An 18,991-nucleotide genomic window follows, 5' to 3' on the forward strand; every position below is an offset into this window, starting at 1 on the left:
CGGTACACGCTGATCAGGCGTGCGGTCGAGTCCTGCTCGAGTGTTCTCCTGCGATCTGGTTCTCAGCCGCCAGTGGCTCTGTCGTCGAGTCGGTGAGGGATCCGCGCGTGGCCATGCCCCCCGTCACGGCCATGGCGACCAGGGGGAAGAGGAAGTCCGCGGTGCCCCTCATGGTCAGATGAGTATCGACGACCATCAAGAGCGACAGCTGTACCAACCCTGCCAAGGCGGCTATCGCGGCAATGCGGAAGGCCGGGTGAGCCGTGGACGAGATCGTGCGCCAGCACGCCCTCCCGGCGAACGCCACATAGGCCATGAAAGCCAGGAGGAGTGGCACGCCACCGTTCCACAGAAGCCATGTGTACCCGCTCTCGATCCAGATCCACTCTCTGTAGGACTCCGGCGCGGGGATCCGCGCGGATGTCTGGACGCCGAGAAGCCAATTCAGCCCTTCTCCGAGTCGCGGCCAGATGAACGTCTGCAGGTTCGCCAGGCGACCGGTGTCGCCCGTCCACTGAACGGGGAGCCCCGTGTTCGGGTCGAGCTCCAACAGCCGCGCTTCGAGAGCCGGCCGGAGCGCTATGGCCGCCACGACGATCAAGGGAATCGAGAGCACGGCCAGGCGAGTCAGTATCCGGAGGAGGGCGCCGGTGGTGATGGCGACGGCGATGAGCCCGAGAACGCCCGAGAACTGTCCTGATGCAAGGGTGGCCATGGCAAAGATGGCTGCAGCCACGCCGGTGACTGGGCGTGAGGAGCGAACGAGCACGAACCAACTCAGCGATACAGCCACGAGGATGGCCATGAGGTCCGCGAAGGCGATGGAGCCGCCGATCGTCGACTTGGCGTTGAGCTGCTCGATCTTCTCGGGCTCGTCAGCAGACACGAATGGGGTCAGGAGCCCTGGAACGGGACCGAACTGAAGGACCTGCAAGATCCCCAGCAAGGCGACCACTGCTGACGACGCAAGCGCGAGCACGAGAGCGGTGCGGGCATGCTCGCCCTGTCTGATGGCGATACGCACCAGTGCGTAGAGAGCCAGGTACTTCCATAGGGTCAAGGCGAACAGGATGTCGTCCAGGGTCAGGGGCTCTGACCGCACGAACATCCACAGCAGGCCCGTGACCGAGCTGAAGACGGCGAGCGCCAGCACGCACCAGTCGACGACGTGTAGATGGATCGGTGGGAAGCCCTGCACCGCCCAGCGGCGGACCGGTCCCGCGAGCAACCCCAGCCAGAGCACTGCGAGCAGCAGCTCGTTGACCCGGATCAGTGGAAGAGCGGTCCCTCGTTCCAGACCGACCACCAGAGGACCGATTGCGAGATAGGCGTACGCAGCAAATCGGGGATGCTTGGCCACCAAGGCGACCATGGCGATACCGACGACGCCTGCGACGGTGTACGTGGACCAACGTCCGGCGGACAGCCCGAGGAGAACCGCCAACACCAGTGCGCTGGTCAGCAATCCCATGGGAGTCGCGGCATCGCGATTCTCTGTTGATGCGCTGTGACGAAACGGTCTCAACGAGAGCGTCCAACAGGGCCGAGCTGCACGTCGCCAGCCGTTATCGGTCGGCCGACCGGCGTCGCGCCAGGAGGGCCACCACGGTCAGCGCAGCGAGGACGATCCCGACGATGGCGCCAGCCGCCGCTGATCGGACTGGTTGAGGTCCTACGGGGTCGGGGAGTTCGTAGGCCGCGGTCAACGGCTCGATCGCCGGTTCAGGAGGCAGTTGCAGATCGGTCAGTCGCGCCTGCAGGTCGATGAGCTGCTCGAGGACCAGCTGCTGGCTGCCGGTCCCAGCTCCCTCCTGGGAGAGACGCTGCTGCAACTCAGCGATCCTGCCGGAGAGATAGGCCTCCTCCTGGCCGGCCTGCGGGCTGCGGCCGGCCGACCGGGCGAGGATCGCTTCCGTGAGGGACTCGGTGATCTCGACAGCTCTGGCGGGATCGCCATCCTCGACCGTCAATCGGAGCATCTGGCTCCGGTCGACTCGTTCAGCAGTCACTGCGTCTGAGAGTTCTTCGACGCTCAGGTCGTACTGCTCCGCCACGGCGGCGACGACGGGTCGTGACGTCATCAAGGCAACTTGAGTGGCCATGGCTTGATCGTCCGCCGTTGAATTGGACGTCGTAGCCACGAACAGCACTTCGGATCGGGCTGCGTACATCGCCGCTCCGCTCGCACCGACGAAGTAAGCGATGACCGTCGGCACCATCACGACCAGCAAGAGGAACGCCGCCGTGAGCCAGGTCGGGATTCCGCTCGATGACTCCGTGAACTTGCCACGGTGTCTCGGCTTCAAGGTCATCGTCTCGGACAGGTCAGTCCCCTTCTGTTCCCCGGTCACTCTGGCCAGCTACTTGCCGGCCACGCCTTGCGGCGCTGCGTCCGGCCATGTTGGCGTTGCAGTTCGGGACCGAACCAGGCCCTGATGCCCATGGGAAATTGCGACGCGGGCTGCACCGTCCAGACTCCATTGGCAGCCTGTGGACGATACCGTCCCTGTCAAACTGCCAGGAACTAGTGGAACAGATGGCTCCGCTAGTCCCAATAGGCGTTGGCGTGTCATTTGTCACCATCCGACCACAGAGACTGGAACTGCCAGTTGCAGTGTCCCAGCATCGAGTTGGCTGTTCGGCGCGAGTTGTGCGGTGCGCAGCGTCGAGACCTCATGAGAAGGCAGTTCCGCGCGACATGTCGCACCACTGAACGGCTGGTGACCCCATGGCCCGCGATACCGTCCAACGGTGCACACCCCCGCTGCGGCATCACGCCGAGGTCTCATCGGGGCTTTGATCATCGGCCTCGTCTGCGCCTGCGGTCAGTCGCCCGCCCGCCCCCCTCTGCCAGCGGGAGCCCCTCAGGTCACTGAGGTGTCGCCAACTCGTGTCCCCACCGCCCCGGTGCTGCCGGACGGTCAGGCCCCCGGCGGAGAGCTCGGCGCCGTCCCGTCGGCACCTCCTCCTGGAGTGGACGCGCCATCGGTGCCCCCAGTGCCGGTTGTCTCGGACGTTGCGCTGGACGACTTCCGGTTCCTGCGAGGAGTGAACACTCAGGGAGGTGGCGGGTCTCAGGAGGACCCTCGGCGTGTCCCGGGAACTGCTGACACTGATTATCACTGGAACAGTGGCGATTTCTACCAGTATCTCTATGGGCGCGGACACCGGGTTGTTCGAATCGACTTCCTGTGGGAGCGAGTCCAACTTCGTCCCGGCGCAGAGCTGAACGATCAGGGTGTCATGGAGCTGCGGGAAGCAGTGCGGCGAGCTGAAGATGCGGGCCTGCTCGTCATCTTGGACATGAAGAACTATGGGCGCTACTGGCTTGCGGATGACACGCAGGCCATGCTGGGCCGTGACATATCCATCGACGACTTTGCCGGTGTCTGGAAGAGGTTGGCTGAATCCCTGTCCGATCAGTCGGCTGTCGTGGCGTACGGATTGATGAACGAACCCTGGGGATTGGACGCCCCCGGTGTCGCCGAGTCGCCGAGCGTCTGGCAGCGCTACAGCCAAGCTGCTGTGGAGGCGATTCGATCCACAGGCGACGAGCGGGCGGTCTTCGTGGCCGGGGATGAGTGGAGCGGCGTCTGGAACTGGGCTCAGGAGAACGGAGAGCCGTGGATCGACGACCCCATCGACAACGTCTACTACGAGGCGCACATCTACTTCGATGCGAACACCTCCGGGACCTACGTCAACTCCTATGAGGCGACCGAGTCCGATGCAGTGGCCCGCGGCTGGGACGGTCTCGAGGACCGAGTTGCCAGCGAGATCGGCAACTACACCGCGTGGCTGGCCGAGCACGAGCAGCGCGGTTTCGTCGGCGAGATCGGCTGGCCCAGCGGGACGGATGCGGCCGAGTGGAACACCATCGGGGAACTGGCGTACCAACTGCTCAATGATGCCGAGGTGGGCGCCACTTACTGGGCGACGGGAGAGTGGCTGGCTACCGATGGCGGCATGTACGCGCTCGACGCCTACAACAGGGGACAGGGCGAGCCCCAAGCCCAGGCGGAGGTCATCGAGTTTCCGTGTCATCAGTCCCTCCTGAAGAACGATCAAGTCCAGGGGTGTTGATGCCAGGCCGCGTCGCCGATCCCGCGGCATGCACGACCCTGCCGCGCGGGGTGAGTCGGCGAGAGAAGTGGCTCGGGCGTGCGCTTTCCGATCTCAGCGGCGGGCCGGAGTAGACCTCGAACGCCCCCTACTGGGGAAGAGCAATTGCCGGTGGCTTCCGCAGGCGGGGAGAGCGAGCTCCCGCAAGCTGTTTGTGGAAGATGAGTCGTCGCAGGTCTGGGACGTTGGCAGGGTCGAGCGGTGACGACTCGAGCGGGTGCACCTGACGCCACGGATAACGCCCGAACGAGGGATGTGACCTGCGCCTCGGCCGTGCACGGCATAGCGCTCAGTGCTGGCGGTCCCCTACGGTGGGCGTCGGATCGGCAGGAAGACCTAGGAGTCGTCATCCAACGCATGCGGCACCACTGTGGTCTTGGGGCAGTCGACGCATTGCGCGTGTGCCCATGTTCTCCCTCGTTGTCAGTGGGCGGTGTGCTTCGCGTGCCCGTGACGCTTTGCACTCCCCTGACCGGTCAGGGCCTTTGTGACCGCCAGCACTGAGCCGCAGCCCAGCCACAGTCGGGGCCTCGACGCGCTGAGGGGTATCGCTGCCGTGTTGGTCGTGCTGGGGCATTCCCGGGACAGCCTCTTCAGCGCTCGAGACCTCGATCAGTCGGCCTCGGGCGTCTTTCGGCTTCTGTTGGTCCCAACGTCATTTGCTCAAGAAGCAGTGGCGGTGTTCTTCGTCATCAGCGGCTACCTTGTCGGCGGGCAGGTGCTGCGGCAGGCTAGAGAAGACCGCTTTCGATGGGGTGACTACCTCGCCAAGCGATTGTCGCGCCTCTGGATCGTCCTCCTGCCCGGCTTGGTCCTGACTGCAGTCATCGACTCGATCGCGATCCGCGTCGATGCTGGCGCAGTCGATGCGGTCGGCCCTCAACCCATCTTGGGTTTGGATGCGGCAGCCTGCAACGCCCTGTTCTTGATGCCGACCCGCTGTGCCACTTATGGAACCAATACCTCGCTGTGGTCGCTGGCGTACGAATTTTGGTTCTACGTTGCCTTCGCTGGTGCCACGACTGCCTGGTACGCCATGGTCAATCGTCGCACTGCGCGGTTCGGTCTGGCGCTCGTTCCGCTTGCGATATCGGTCCTGGCCTTCGGAGTCGAGTTGCTCTGGCTCTTCCCGGCATGGCTCGTAGGTGTTCTCGTGGCTGAAGCTCGTGCACGCTGTGCAGGAGGCCACAGGCCCGCAGGGCGGCGGACGGCCCGGCGGGCCATGATGGCATGGCTGGGCAGCGTGGCATTGCTCCTCGGCATCTCTCTTGCGTCCAGTGCCACGAGTCCGGCCGCGTACATTACGTACCCATTGGTCGCGCTAGGATCTGTGCCCATCGTCTGGATGTGCTTGGACTCTTCCCACGGTAAGCCGCGTCGATGGGTCTCAATAGGATCGTGGGTCGGCGGATGGTCGTATTCCATGTACGTCTTCCACCGGCCGATCGTCGTCCTCGGAGTCGTCATCTCCCGAGACTGGTGGGACGTTAGTCAGCCGCTGACGACGGTGGCCGTGTACGTGCTGGCGGTTGTGGCGATCGCGCTCACCTATCCGCTCTATTGGCTGACCGAGCGCCACACGGGGGTCGTTCGAGCTTTCGCGTTGCGATGGTTTGGTTCACGCGGTTCCCGGATGTCCCTCACTCGAGGGCGATGACGGCGGGGTGAGATTGCGGCACCGCCAATCCGTGGGTCTCTGGCCGTGCCCCTCGAAAGCCGACTGGTCGGGTTGGGTTGCCTCACTCTTCGTAAGGTCAGCGACTGCGGGTGCGAGGCAATCGAGGGCTCCCCGCGGTGCTGCCGGTAGGCGGCTGTCTTCGAGGTGTCAGGTCTCCTGCTCTTGCCTCCGGTCACGTGCCAGCGGGTGGGGAGCATCAGTTCCTCAGCCTCGTCGAGGGCGAGGTGCGGCGCGGGTCATTGAAGTGCAAGGGCTGTGCAGGATGGTGTTGATCGCCAGCCGGGCGGTGCTGGGACTCGACATGCGGAGCCACTGCAAGGCCGTCTCATCGAGACGAAGGGGGCCCCTCGAGGTGCGCGGGCGGAGCGATCGCCACGGTCGCCGGATCGATGATCTGCCACCTCTCAACGTGGCGGGTGCTGTGACAGGTCACTGGGCGTGAAGCGTCGGCCGTCTCACCGCGACGGAGAGCTCGCCGTCCCAACGCGACAAACCGCCTTCGCGTGAGTCGGGCCGAAGCGGACAGCGGCAGGTCGGATGTCACTCTGCCCTCGACTTCATGGCGCAGGGCGACTTCCGGTGCTGGCTGGGCTTGTTGTCTGCGGTCGACCTGATTCTGATGCTGGCGGCCCGGCGGCTTGCCATGGCCCCGCTGCCTTCGGTTCCAGGCGTTCCGGGGGCAGGGGCGGTCAGCGCGGAGCGTCGGGCAGCGCTTCTTCGCTGAACTCGTCGGCGTTCTGGCCCAGCGAATCCGTCTGCAAGTAGCCCCACATCCGCTCGCCGGCCGTCTGGTCCAAGTAGACGACGCTGGCTGCACCCTCGGTGCCGGTGCCGAGCACCGGGGCTGTGAGGAACTCGACGTCGGCCGGGGTGAGGCCGCGCAGTGAGTAGGCCAGCGACAGCAGGTCACCGTTGCCGAGAGCTGCATCGACGGCCACTGCGTTGGTGACCGACAACAGTGTCGAGTCGAGCTTGCCCGGTGAGGTGAAGACCTGCTGGCTGAACAGCTTGGTGAACATCGCCCGCAGGTAGTTCTGCTGTCGCTTCACCCGGTCGAAGTCGCCGCCGGGCAGGTCGTAGCGCTGGCCGACGTACCACCGGGCCTGGTCGCCGTCGAGGTGGTTGATCCCGGCGGTGAAGGTGTATGGCCCGTTGCTCGTCGTCTCGGCGACCACGACGTCGACGCCACCGAGGTCATCGGTCACCTGGATCAGCCCGGCGAAGTCGATCGCCGCGTAGTGGTCGATCCGGACGCCGGTCAGCTGTTCGATCGTCTGGATGAGCAGGGTCGGGCCGCCGAGGGCGTAGGCAGCGTTGATCTTGTTCTTGCCGTACCCGGGGATGTCGACCCAAGAGTCGCGGGGGAGGGAGATGACCTGGGCGTGCTCCCGGTCGCCGGCGAACCGCGCCAGCATGATCGCGTCGGAGCGGGCGTCGGGCAGGTCACCCGGCGCGACCTCGGCGCGGGTGTCCGAGCCCACCAGCAGGAACGTCACCGGATCGGCGGTCGCTTCGGGCTGGTCGGCCGGTGAGGCGGGGGCGGGGCGGGAGTCCTCATCGAGCTCGGCGAAGACGTTGCCGACCCGCGCGATGTTGCCGCCGTACCGGTTGCTGACGAACCACAGGCCGGTACCGATGACCAATGCCAGCACCAGGGCCAGCGCACCGAGGCTGATCAGCGTTCGGCGCACCCAGCGAGGCCGCGAGTTGGTCTCGAACGTCTCTGCGGTTCCGCCGTCCGCAGCGGGTCCGTCGTCCTCGGTTCGCTCGCTCATGCCCACCGCCCTCTCGCTCGAGCGGACCCTAAGCGCGGAGGGCGGCGGTGAAGCGGCCACGGACGGCGACGTCATCCGGGCGAGGGACGACCCAGGCGCGCGTGCTGTCGGTGACGTTCGTCCCAACGGGCGATCCGTCCGCCGCTCTGGGGGACGACGGCTGGCGTCCGGTCGCGTCCGTTGTCTACGGTTCGCGGGAGCTGGGCGCGTCGGGTGTCCGCCGTTAGGGGAGTTGCACGCGCATGAAGATCTCGGTCATCGGTTGCGGCTACCTCGGCGCGGTACACGCGGCCTCGATGGCCGAGCTGGGGCACGACGTCGTCGGCATCGACGTCGACCAGCCGAAGATCGACGCGCTGCAGCGGGCCAAGGCGCCGTTCTACGAGCCCGGTTTCGAGGAGCTGCTCGGCACCTCCCTGGCCTCGGGGCGGCTGCGGTTCAGCACCGACATGGCCGACGCCGCCGACGCCGTCATCCACTTCGTCTGCGTGGGCACTCCGCAGAAGCGCGGCGAGTACGCCGCCGATCTGCGCTTCGTCGAGTCGGCCGTCGAGGGTCTGCTGACGGCTCTCAAGCCCGGCGACCTGGTCGCCGGCAAGTCGACGGTGCCGGTCGGCACAGCGGCCCGGCTGGCGGAGCTGGTGGCCGAGAAGGTGCCCGGAGCGATGCTGGCCTGGAACCCGGAGTTCCTCCGCGAGGGCTTCGCCGTCCAGGACACCCTGCACCCCGACCGGCTGGTCTACGGCCTGCCCGCCGGCCCCGACGGCGACACCGCCCGGGCGATGCTGGACGAGGTCTACGCCTCGATCGTGGCCGCCGGCACCCCACAGGTGGTCACCGACTACGCGACCGCGGAGATGGTGAAGACCGCGGCGAACTCGTTCCTGGCCACGAAGATCTCCTTCATCAACGCGATGGCCGAGCTGTGCGAGGCCACCGGCGCCGACGTCAAGCAGCTGGCCGACGCGATCGGGCACGACGACCGGATCGGCCGCAAGTTCCTCAACGCCGGCCTCGGCTTCGGAGGCGGGTGCCTGCCCAAGGACATCCGGGCGTTCATGGCCCGTGCCGGGGAGCTGGGCGCCGATCAGGCGCTGACGTTCCTGCGCGAGGTGGACAACATCAACATGCGCCGCCGGATCCGGATGGTGGAGCTGGCCCGCGAGGTCTGCGACGGCTCCCTGGTCGGCAAGCGGGTCGCGGTGCTGGGGGCGGCGTTCAAGCCCAACAGCGACGACATCCGCGACTCCCCGGCGCTCAACGTCGCCGCCCAGCTGCAGCTGCAGGGCGCGGCGGTGCGGGTCACCGACCCGGCGGCCGGGGACAACATCCGGCGCAGCTGGCCCCAGCTGGACGCCGTGGACACCCCCGAAGAGGCCGCCGACCGCGCCGACGCCGTCCTGGTGCTCACCGAGTGGCAGCAGTACCGGGACCTGGACCCGGTCTCCTTCGGCAAGATCGTGGGTCAGAAGCGGATGCTGGATGGCCGCAACGCGCTCGACCGTGACCGCTGGGTCGCCGCGGGCTGGACCTACCGGGCACTGGGCCGCCGGGCCGGCTGAGCCTGCGTCTACCGGCGGGCGTCGGCCCGGTCCCGCGGCCGGGTCGCCGCCCGTTGCCGGTGGGCGCCCACGCGGCGGACGGGAGCCGAGGCGCTGGGTCGCCGTCCCAGAGCCGGTGGCAGGTCGAACAGCCAGTTCGCCCACGGCCGGCCGGCTGTGAACGTCGCGACGGCGAACGGGATGCCGACGCCGGCGAGGACCGCCAGCGTGGCGATGACGTACGGCTGGTCGACCCCGAGCCGCACGAGCACGACCCGCACCCCAGCGACGACCAGCACGTGGGCCAGGTAGATCGGCAGGGTGCGGCGGCCGATCGCGGCCAGCAGGTCGCGCAGCGGCGGCACCCGGGTCAGCAGCACCGAGACGGCGAGCAACGCGATCGTCCCGGCCACCGCGGCACCCAGGCTCAGCGCCCGCTCGGCCAGGCCGACCTCGGCCGGCAGCGTCGACGGGACGACGTCGGCCTGCAGCAGCAGCCCCAGCGAAACGGCCCCGAGCAGCCCGGCCGCCGTCCAGGCCCACAGCGGGCCCTGCATCCACGCGCCCAGCCGGGCCAGCCCGACGACGGATCCGGCCGCCGTGAACGCCAGCAGCGAGAGCCCGGTCAGCCCGAACAGGGTCGGGTTCCAGCCCCAGGTGAGCAGGCACACCAGCAGCAGCGCACCCCCGCCCAGCAGTCGGCGCACCGGGCCCTGCCACGGGCGCAGCGCCGCCAGCACGACCGCCGTCACGATCAGGAACGGCAGGAACCACAGGTGGGCGAACGGCTCCCACACCCGCCAGAGCGCCCCGGGCTCCCGCGGCACGTTCTTGACCTGGTTCGTCGCCAGCTCGGCGACGCTCTGCACCAGGTACCAGAGCAGGTAGAGCCAGAGCATCAGCGTGGCCCGCTCGCGGACGTAACCGGCCGCCCCGCGCTTGGCCACCGCCCGGGGCACGAACAGCCCGAGCAGGAACGCCAGGGCCGGCATCCGGAACAGGTAGAGCGCGGAGTTGACCACCTCGAGCGGGTGGTCGGTGGGGATCAGACCGGCGTTGAGCATGCCGTCGATCGAGTGGTTGGCCGCGACCCCGATGATCGCCACGGCCCGCGCGACGTCGATCGCCGCCACCCGCTGCGGGCGGGCGGGGGCCTCGGTCACGCGGCAGAGCCTAGGTGTGGATCTTCCTCTGTCCACCCGGGGTGTGCAGACGTATCCGCAGGTCAGCGGCCCGTCTCCTGCTGTCCACCTGGCGTTCACCCGGAGGGATGACGCGTTCCGGCGTGATCAGCCGGGCCCTATCATCTGGACGCTGTTGCGGGCGGACTCCGCCGATGGCACGAGGGAGGACGCACGCGCATGAGCAGCTCGACAGGCCGGTCGGCCGGCACTGATCCAGGCGACGCAGACACCCGGGCCGACACCTGGCCCGGGCCGGCCGCACCGCTGGCCTGGCTGGCCCGGCTCGCGCTCGTCGGTGCCCTGCTCGGTGGGCTGCTCGGCCTCCTGGTCGGGGTCTCCGCCGAGGAGGAGGTCACCGCCTCGGCCACCGTCGAGGTGGTCCCCGACGCCCAGGTGCTCAGCGGCCCGCTGCCGACCACCACGCAGACCGGTGCTGACGACTCCCTGGTCGCCGGCCAGCTCGAGGCGCTCGACGCGCTCCGGCTGAGCCAGCAGCCGCAGCCGGACGACGCGGTCACCGTCTCCGTCGCCCAGGTCGGCACCTCCGACGTCCTGCGGATCAGCGCCACCGCCCCCACCGCCGAGGAGGCGCGGCAGGCCGTGACGGCGCTGGTCGACGGCTACGTCACCGCCCGTCAGGAGGCCGCCGGGACGGCGGTCACCGCCGCGCTGGCCGCGGTGCAGCAGCGGCTGGACGCCCTCGGCGAGCCGGGCGCGGTGAACAGCCCCGTCGCTCAGGAGGTCGAGCGGCTGCTCGCCGAGCAGAGCCAGCTCCAGGGCGCCGCCACCCGGGTCCCCGACCTGGTGCCGGTGCTGCGCGCCCCCACCCCGGACGAGGAGACCGGCGCACCGGCCGCGCTGCTCTCGACCGTGCTGGGCGCCGTGCTCGGTGCCGTGCTGCTGCTGGCCGCCGGCGCCGTGTGGCGGGCCACCTCCGACCGGCTGTTCGACGCCCGGCTGCTGGTGGCGGCCGGGGTGCCCGTGCTGCTGCCGCGGCTGCCCGCCGGGCGGGTGCGCCACCGCAGCGCGCAGGTGCCGGCCCAGCTGCCCCGGGCCGGCGCGCTCTCCGCGGCCCGGCTGCTCGCCCCGCAGGTGCTCGACGCCGGCGGCCGCAGCCTCGTCGTCGTCGGTGCCGACGAGCGGGCCGGGGCCGCCGAGGTCGCCTGGGAGCTGGCCTGGGCGATCTCCTCCACCGGCGCCCCCGTGGTGCTGGTGACCACCGCGGCGCACGCGCACAGCAGCCGCCCCACCGCGTCGGCGGAGTTCCCCGGCGAGCAGGTGCTCACCCCGCTGCTGACCGTCGTCGCCCTCCCGCCGCACGAGGGCGACGCGGTGCTCGCCGCGACCGTCGCCCGGCACACCGCCGCCGGCCGGCAGGTGCTGCTGCACGCCCCGGCGCTCACCTCCGTCGCCCGGTTCGACGAGACGGCCCGGCACGCCGAGCGGGCCGTCGTCGTCGTGGGGGAAGGGGTCTCCTCGCTGGAGGACGCGCTGGCCGCGGTCCGCGACGTGGCGTCGTCCGGCCCGGCGCTGCAGGGCGTCGTCGTCACCACCACCGGGCGGCACCTGGGGCGCGAGCGCCCCCAGCCGTCCTCCCCGCGGGCTGCGGAGGAGACGACGTCCCCTCGGCAGGAGCCCGTCGCCAGCGAGGCCTGACCGTGGCGGTCCAGGCGGGGGAGCAGACCCAGGAGGTCCGCCGGAGCTTCGGCCTGCGCATGGTCGTGGCCGTGCTCGGGCTCCTCGCCACCTTCCTGACGTCGGTGCTGGCCGTCCGCACCCTCGACGCCCGGGCGGCCACCGGGTTCCTGGCCGTGCTGGGCGCGCTCATGTTGGGGCCGATGGTCGGTCGGCTGGGCCTCGGGCAGCACGCCATCCGGGCGATCGCCGCGGCCGCCTCCCCGGCCGAGGTGGCCGCCCAGGTGCTCGCCCACCTGCGGGCGGTCGCGCTGCTCAGCCTGGTCACCGCGCCGGCGGTCGCCTGGGTCGCCACCGCCGTCGTCCGGGACGACCGGGCGCTCGTCGTCGCGCTGGTCGCCGCGCTGATCGTGCTGGAGACGCTGCGCCTCACCATCAGCGACGTGTACGCCGCGGTCGGCCGGATCCGCTGGTCGGTCGCGGCCACCCACCACAGCCGCTCGGTGCTCGCGCTGCTCGCCATGGTCGTCGTCGTCCTGGTGCAGGGGGGCCGGACGACGCTGGTGGCGCTGCTGACCGTCTACGCCGCGACGTCGGTGGTGCTGCTGGCGGTGATGCTGCTCCGGCTGCCGCTGCGGGCCCGGGTGCGCGGCGCCCGCTGGTGGTCGCCGATGGCCGCCGCCGTCGCGGGCGGGGCCTGGCTGTTCACCGTCGAGCTCGGCGCCTTCCTGGTCGGCCGCGGCGACGTCTGGCTGGCCGGCTGGGCCTTCCCCGGCGACCAGGCGCTGCTCTACTCGACCGCCAGCGTGCTCGCCATGCAGGTGACCGTGCTCGAGGGGCTGGCCAACATCGCGATCACCCCGGTCGCCGCCCGGCTGGAGGCCCAGGGGCGGCGGGACCGGGTGCTGGCCCTGCTGTCGGCAGCGGCCACCGTGTCCAGCGCGGTCACCGTGGTGCTGGTCGCCGCGGCCTGGCTGCTCGCCCCGCAGGTGCTCACGCTCTACGGCGCCGGCCTGGACGACGCAGCCCCCTACCTGTCCGTGCTCGCCACCGGCGGCCTGGGCATGGCCGTCTTCGGCTCCTGCGCGGTGCTGCTCGTGGTCACCGGCCACGGCCGCACCGCCGCCCGCGCCGTCGGCGTCGCGCTGCTGGTGGTCGTGCCCGCGGCCGTGCTCGCCGCCCAGCTGGGCGGCCCGCTGGCGCTGGCGCTGGTCAGCGCCACGGCGACCGTCGTGCTGTTCGGCTCCTACGCGGTCGTCTGCCGCCGGACCTTCGGGACGGCGCCGCTGCCCGGCCTGCAGCTGCGCCACAGTCTCCGGGTGCTGGCCGGCCGCGAACCCGACCACGTGGCCGCACGGTGAGCACCCGGATCACCGCCGTCCGGCCGCGGACGGCGGACCTCGGCGGCCGGCCCGGGGGCGTGTGGTGGCTCTCCCCGATCGCGCTCATCGGCCTGGTCGCGCTGCCGGCCACCTGGCTGAGCCTGGCCATCGCCGACGAGCGGTACCGCGCGCTGTGGGGCACCCCGAAGGCCGTCGACCTGGAGTGGACGCTGTGGTTCACCGCCGGGCTGCTGCTGTTCCTGGGCGGCGCGCTGCTGCCGGGGCTGCGCGGCGTCCGCCGGGTGCCGGGCTGGCCGGCGCTGTCGCCCGGCGACCTGCACGTCCTCCGGCGCGCGGCGACGGTGCTGTTCTGGCTGACCATGGTCGGCTACGTCGCCTACGGCATCAACGCCGTCCGGGTGGGCCTGGACCCGGTCGTGCTGGTGACCGCGCTGATCGACCAGGAGCTCTACGGCCTGGGCATCCGCGAGCAGCTGGGCACCGTGCCCGGGCTGACCACGATGACCCAGTTCGGCGTCGCCTTCGTCGTGCTGACCGGGGTGCTGGTGCTGGCCGAGGGGCGCCGGCCGCAGCACCTGCGCCGGTTGGCGGTGGTCGCCTTCCTGGCGCTGCTGCGGGCCTTCTTCGTCACCGAGCGGCTGGCCCTGCTCGAGCTGCTCGTGCCGCTGCTGGTGCTGGTGGTCGCCGGGATGTCGCGGACCAGCCGGGGCACCCGGCGCGCCGCGTTCCTGCCGGCGGTGCTGGCGCCGGTGGTGGTCGTGGTCTTCGCCGCCTTCGAGTACTCGCGCAGCTGGGTGTTCTACGCCGCGCAGGGCGGCCAGTCCTTCCCCGTCTTCGTGGTCGAGCGCTTCGCCGGCTACTACGTGACCGCCTACAACAACGGCGTGATCCGGCTGCTGCACCAGGAGCCGGCCGGGCTGCCCTACGACCTGTGGTCGGCGTTCTGGACGGCGCCGGGCATCGGCAGCCTGAACCTGTTCCGGTCGCTCACCGGCGTCGACCCCGAGCCGGCGTACACCCTGGCCCTCACCCAGTTCGGCAACCCCGAGTTCAACAACTACGGCGCCGTGGCCAGCCCGTTCGTCGACCTGGGCATCGCCGGCGGGCTGCTGTTCTTCCTCGGCGCCGGGCTGCTCACCGGCAGCCTGCACCGCGCCCTGCGTGAGGGCCGGATCTGGGGCCTGCTGCTCTATCCGCTGTTCGTGCTGACCATGCTCGAGCTGCCGCGCTACTTCTACCTCGGCCAGGGCCGGGCCACCCCCGGGCTGGTCGCCCTGGTGGTGGTGGCGCTGCTGGTCAACCGCGGCCGGCGCCGCCGCGCCGGAGCCGTGCGCTGATGGCCCGCCCGCTGCGCTACCTGTTGATCGGCACGCACGTCCCGCCGTCGGGCGAGGGCGGGGGGATGGTCCGCTACGTCGTGCAGCTGGCCCGCGGGCTCGCCGCCCGGGACGACGTGGAGCTGCACGTGCTGGCCGGCGCCGGCGCGCAGGGGGCCTTCACCCACCTGGTCGACCGCGACCGGGTGCACACCCTGCCCGGCCGCGGCCCGCTGGTCTCCGCGGTCGAGCGGCTGGCCGGCGCGCGGGTCGGCGGCCGGATGGACGTCGTGCACGGCACCAAGCACCTGCTGCCCCGCGGGGTGGCCGGCGTCGGGGTGCTCACCGTGCACGACATGCTGGCCCTGGACCGCCCGCACGACTTCGGCCGGGCCAAGCGCTGGCTGGTCCGCCCGCCGTACCTGGCCTCGCTGCGGGCCGCCGACGCGCTGGTCTGCGTCAGCGCCGCCACCCGGGAGCGGCTGGTCAGCTACCTGCCGTCCACCGCCCCGCGGACGTCGGTGGTGCACCACCCCGACGGCTCCTCGCTCACCGACGTCGCCGCCGAGGCCGTGCCCGAGCTGGCCGGCCGGCCGTTCGCGCTGGTCGTCGGCGACCCCTCCCCGCGGAAGAACGTCGGCCTGGTCGTCGACGCGTGGGCGCAGGTGCGCGCCGCCGTCCCCGACGCCGTGCTCGTGGTGGTCGGCCCGGACAGCTGGGGGCCCACCGACCGCGGCCGGGCCTTCGCCGAGCTGGCCGCCGACGGCGCGATCGCCGCGCTGGGCCACGTCCCCGACGCCCGGCTGCGGTGGCTCTACGAGCGCACCCGGGTGGTGCTGTGCCCCAGCCTCGCCGAGGGCTTCGGGCTGCCCGCCGCGGAGGCGCTGGGGCTGGGCGCGCCGGTGCTGACGTCGGAGGACCCGGCGCTGGCCGAGGCCTCCCCAGCGGGCGCTCAGCGGCTGCCCGGGCGTCGTCCCGAGGTGTGGGCCGCCGCGATGGTGGAGCACCTGGGCCGGCCCCGGCCCCCGGTGCTGCTCCGGCCGGCCCGCCGCGGCTGGGACGACGTCGTCGAGGAGACCCTGGAGGCGGTGCGCCGTGCCCGCTGACGTGCGCGCTATCCTCTCCACCCCGGTGTACGGCGAGGTGCTGGGCGTGCTGCACGTCGCCGGCCCCGGCGAGCTCGCGACGGCCCGGGCGGTCGCGGGCGCGCAGACCGCGGCCGGCTGGCGCACCGGCGTGCTCGAGCCCGCCGCGCTGCCGGAGGCGGCGCTGGACGACGTCGACGTGGTGGTGCTGTGGGGCCGGCACGCCGCCGCCGGGCGGGACGTCGTCGCCGGCCGCCGGGCGACCGTCGTCGTCCTCGGCGCCCGGGACGTGCGGGCGGTGCTGACCTCGCCGCTGCACTGGGTCCGCGAGCTGCGCCGGGCGGCGCACACCAACCTGCTGCTGGTGCCCGCCGGCCTGGCCGAGCGCTACACCCGCTGGGGGCCGCCGGTGCCGCTGGCGCACCGCCCCGAGCGTCTGCCCGAGCCGGCCGCGGTCACCGTGCTGTCGGCGTGGACGGCCCGGGCGCACGCGTTCGGGGCCCGACCTCCCGGCTGAGCCGGCGGCTCACCAGCCGCGGTGCTCGGGGACGGCGGCGCCGTCGTCGGAGACGTCGAACAGCCGCACCGCGGGGGACGCGTTCGTGTGGAACGGCCGCGTCGGGCCGCCGGTGAGCGAGATCCCGGAGAAGGTGACCCGCTGGACGCCCGCGCCCGGGTCGGCGAGCACCCCGAGCTCCCAGCTGGCACCGGGCCGGGTGCCGCTGACCGCCAGGTCGCGGATCGTCACGTCGGCGGTCGTGGTGCCGCTGTGGCCGGCGTAGACCAGCACCGCGCCGTGGTCCTTGGCCGGGTTGGTGTTGGCGCCGGTCACCGTGCCCCGGCTGATCCGCACCCGGCGGGAGGGGAACGTGTAGTACGGGTCGCCCTCGCTGCCGACGTAGACCCCCGCGGCGTCGGTGTCCCGGACAGCCACGTCGGTGTAGGTGATGTCGTCCCCGCCGACGACGGAGATGCCCCGGCCCCACGTCGTCCCGTTCACCTGCGGGGAGGAGATCTCCACCCGCGCGCACGGCACCCCGTCGGCCCGGTAGGAGACCACGGCGACCCCGTCGTCCCCGGTGTCGGTGGTCACCGGGGAGACGACCCGGCCGTCGTGCGCGCCCCCGGTCACGTGCACGCCGTCGGCCCGGCTGCCGACGACCGTCACCCGGTCCAGCAGGAAGTCCCCGGAGCCGTTGCCGACGTAGAAGCCGGCGGCCGCCGCACCCCGGACGTGCACCTCGCGCAGCACCACCCCGTCGGCGGAGACCCGGACCTTCATCTGCTCGTAGGCGTGGAAGCGCTCGGTCGAGGTGGCGAGGGCGAACGTCACCCCCTCGACGACCACCCGGTCGGCGTCGACGTGGAACGCCGAGCGGGTCTCCTGGGTGGCGGTGACGGTCGCGCCCCGGCCGAGGACGGTGAGCCCGGGGGTGCGCACCCGGAGGACGTCGGAGTGCAGGTAGGTCGCGCCCGCGCGCAGCCGCAGGATGCTCCCGGTCGGCACGGTGTCCAGCGCCTTCTGCAGCGCGGCGGTGTCGTCGGTGACGCCGTCGCCGACCGCGCCGAACCGCTCGACCGGGATGTCGCCGCGAGCGCCGGCGACCACCAGGGCCTCCGTCCGGCCGGCCGTCGCGCCGGCCGCTGCGGTGCCGGACGCGCTCGGGCCCGAGGACGGGGCGGCGGTCGCCGCGCCGCCCGCACCGGGCGGTGGCGGGGGCATGGACCCGGTGGCCGGTGCGGTGTCCGTTCCGGGCGCCGGCAGCGGCACCGGCAGGGCCGCGCCCGGCTCCGTGGCGGTGGCCCCGCCGACCGGGGGGACGGCGGTGGGCGCGGCACCGGCCGGGCCGCCGGTGAGGGCGCTGGGCCGCGGCTCGGCCACCCCCGTGGACCCGACCAGGCACAGCGCCAGCAGCGCGCTCGCCACCAGTGCCCGGGACACGGTCCGCGGCCGGCGCGCCGACGCCCGGCTCATCGGGAGCCGGCCAGGCGCAGCAGGTGCTCGGCGACGGCGGCCTGGGAGGTCGCCGCGGCGAACCGGGTGGTCGCGACGGAACGGCCCGTTTCGGCCTCGCGGGCCGCGGCGGCCGGGTCGAGCAGCCGGGCGGTCAGCGCGGCGGTGAACGCCTCGACGTCGAACGCCGGGACGGCGGCACCCGCGCCGCCGAGGGAGGCACCGATGCCGGCGACGTCGAAGGCGACCACGCTGCGCTGACCGGCCATCGCCTCCATCGCCACCAGCGGCAGCCCGGCCTCCCAGCGGGAGGGGACGGCGACGACGTCGGCGGCGGCGTACCACTCGGCCAGCCGCTCCCCGGGGGCGAAGCGGACCGAGCCGTCGGCCTGCGCGCGCAGCGCCGGCTCGTCCGGGCCGGCGCCGACGAGCACCAGCTGGGCGTCCGGCACGGCCCGTCGCACGCCGGGCCAGGCGGCGAGCAGCATGTCCTGGCCCTTCTGCCGGGCCAGCCGCCCGACGCACACCACGGTGGGCGCCGCGGGCAGCCCGAGGGCGGCGCGGGCGGCGGCCCGGTCCTGCGGGGCCCACAGCTCGGGATCGACGCCGTTGGGCACCACCACCGACGGCCCGGTCAGGCCGGCAGCCCGCCCGGTCGCCAGCTCGGCCTCGCTCACGCAGAGGGTCAGGCCGGTCCAGCGCTGCGCGAACCGCTCCCAGCCGCGGGAGGCCGTCTGCACCGGCCCGGTGACCGCCTCGAACGACCAGGCGTGCGGCTGGAAGACCGTCGGCCGCCTGCCCCGCACCGCCAGCCGCCCGGCCAGCCCGGCCTTGGCGCTGTGCAGGTGCACCACCTGCGGGTCGGTGGCCGTCACGACCCGGCGCAGCGCCGCCGCCTCACCGGGCACCGACGGGCCGGGGGAGCGGCTCGCCCGCCACGGCACCAGCTCGGCCCCGGCGGCCCGGACGGTGTCGGCCAGCCAGCCCTCGCCCGGGCAGGCCACCAGCACCTCCCAGCCGCGGTGACGCTGGTCGGCGACCAGCCCGGCGACCACGCGCGCCACCCCCGCCTCGACCGGCTGGCTGACGTGCAGGACGCGCAGCGTCGGGTTCTCGGATCCGCCCACGGGTCGAGCATGGGGCCCCCGGCGACGGGCTGGCCGGACGACACCACGGACGTCCAGAAGGTGAGCGAACTCACGAGGCTGACGGCAGGTGTACGGCAGGAAACGGCGGTATGGAGCCTCCTGCGCGTCGTCACTGTGCGCGAGTGAGGACCGGGCGATGGGTTCGATCGGGTGTGGTGCGCGCCACGGTGGCCGTTCCGCGGGTGTCCCGGGCGCCTCGTCGGGGCTGGT

At 72.0% G+C, this 18,991-nt stretch carries 14 protein-coding genes; 8 read left to right on the top strand and 6 right to left on the bottom strand.

The features are described 5' to 3' along the window. Positions 1-13: 13 nt before the first annotated feature. Positions 14-1,471, bottom strand: coding sequence for a hypothetical protein (locus O2V61_RS01165; RefSeq protein ID WP_269181511.1), 1,458 nt, complete (start codon positions 1,469-1,471; stop codon positions 14-16). 94 nt (positions 1,472-1,565) lie between these two features. Continuing rightward, positions 1,566-2,351 (bottom strand): hypothetical protein, encoded by a 786-nt coding sequence (locus tag O2V61_RS01170; protein WP_269181512.1) that lies wholly within the window; start codon positions 2,349-2,351, stop codon positions 1,566-1,568. Between the two features lie 697 nt (positions 2,352-3,048). Between O2V61_RS01170 and O2V61_RS01175 the strand changes: the two genes are divergently transcribed. Next, complete coding sequence (locus O2V61_RS01175; protein ID WP_269182981.1) at positions 3,049-4,083, top strand: glycoside hydrolase family 5 protein; 1,035 nt, start codon at positions 3,049-3,051, stop codon at positions 4,081-4,083. A gap of 526 nt (positions 4,084-4,609) precedes the next feature. Further along, positions 4,610-5,779 (top strand): acyltransferase family protein, encoded by a 1,170-nt coding sequence (locus O2V61_RS01180; protein WP_269181513.1) that lies wholly within the window; start codon positions 4,610-4,612, stop codon positions 5,777-5,779. A gap of 710 nt (positions 5,780-6,489) precedes the next feature. On the opposite strand, the gene O2V61_RS01185 is transcribed toward O2V61_RS01180, so the two are convergent. After that, positions 6,490-7,575: an LCP family protein gene (locus tag O2V61_RS01185; RefSeq protein WP_269181514.1), complete on the bottom strand. Its 1,086-nt coding sequence runs from the start codon at positions 7,573-7,575 to the stop codon at positions 6,490-6,492. 242 nt (positions 7,576-7,817) lie between these two features. Between O2V61_RS01185 and O2V61_RS01190 the strand changes: the two genes are divergently transcribed. After that, a complete protein-coding gene (locus O2V61_RS01190) occupies positions 7,818-9,137 on the top strand; it encodes a UDP-glucose dehydrogenase family protein (protein ID WP_269181515.1) in 1,320 nt (439 codons plus the stop codon). Between the two features lie 8 nt (positions 9,138-9,145). Here O2V61_RS01190 and O2V61_RS01195 read toward each other — a convergent pair whose 3' ends face one another. Then, complete coding sequence (locus tag O2V61_RS01195; RefSeq protein WP_269181516.1) at positions 9,146-10,279, bottom strand: acyltransferase family protein; 1,134 nt, start codon at positions 10,277-10,279, stop codon at positions 9,146-9,148. Positions 10,280-10,477: 198 nt separating this feature from the next. Here O2V61_RS01195 and O2V61_RS01200 point away from each other — a divergent pair, with 198 nt between their 5' ends. The 5 genes from O2V61_RS01200 to O2V61_RS01220 are packed head-to-tail and all read left to right on the top strand — an operon-like array spanning position 10,478 to position 16,196. Beyond that, positions 10,478-11,956, top strand: a complete 1,479-nt coding sequence (locus O2V61_RS01200) for a hypothetical protein (RefSeq protein WP_269181517.1) — start codon at positions 10,478-10,480, stop codon at positions 11,954-11,956. A gap of 2 nt (positions 11,957-11,958) precedes the next feature. Further along, positions 11,959-13,296, top strand: coding sequence for a lipopolysaccharide biosynthesis protein (locus tag O2V61_RS01205; RefSeq protein ID WP_269181518.1), 1,338 nt, complete (start codon positions 11,959-11,961; stop codon positions 13,294-13,296). Then, positions 13,293-14,615: an oligosaccharide repeat unit polymerase gene (locus tag O2V61_RS01210; RefSeq protein ID WP_269181519.1), complete on the top strand. Its 1,323-nt coding sequence runs from the start codon at positions 13,293-13,295 to the stop codon at positions 14,613-14,615. The genes O2V61_RS01205 and O2V61_RS01210 overlap by 4 nt, the downstream gene beginning before the upstream one ends. Further along, positions 14,615-15,700: a glycosyltransferase family 4 protein gene (locus O2V61_RS01215; protein WP_269181520.1), complete on the top strand. Its 1,086-nt coding sequence runs from the start codon at positions 14,615-14,617 to the stop codon at positions 15,698-15,700. The genes O2V61_RS01210 and O2V61_RS01215 overlap by 1 nt, the downstream gene beginning before the upstream one ends. Next, positions 15,690-16,196 (top strand): hypothetical protein, encoded by a 507-nt coding sequence (locus O2V61_RS01220; protein ID WP_269181521.1) that lies wholly within the window; start codon positions 15,690-15,692, stop codon positions 16,194-16,196. Before O2V61_RS01215 ends, O2V61_RS01220 begins: the two co-directional genes overlap by 11 nt. Positions 16,197-16,205: 9 nt before the next feature. On the opposite strand, the gene O2V61_RS01225 is transcribed toward O2V61_RS01220, so the two are convergent. Further along, the gene (locus O2V61_RS01225; RefSeq protein WP_269181522.1) at positions 16,206-17,654 is read right to left on the bottom strand and encodes a glycosyl hydrolase family 28-related protein; all 1,449 of its coding nucleotides are present in this window, start codon (positions 17,652-17,654) and stop codon (positions 16,206-16,208) included. Continuing rightward, the gene (locus O2V61_RS01230; protein ID WP_269181523.1) at positions 17,651-18,760 is read right to left on the bottom strand and encodes a glycosyltransferase; all 1,110 of its coding nucleotides are present in this window, start codon (positions 18,758-18,760) and stop codon (positions 17,651-17,653) included. The genes O2V61_RS01225 and O2V61_RS01230 overlap by 4 nt, the downstream gene beginning before the upstream one ends. Between the last annotated feature and the right edge of the window lie 231 nt (positions 18,761-18,991).

This window comes from Modestobacter sp. VKM Ac-2985 (assembly GCF_026967925.1).
Classification (GTDB): domain Bacteria; phylum Actinomycetota; class Actinomycetes; order Mycobacteriales; family Geodermatophilaceae; genus Modestobacter.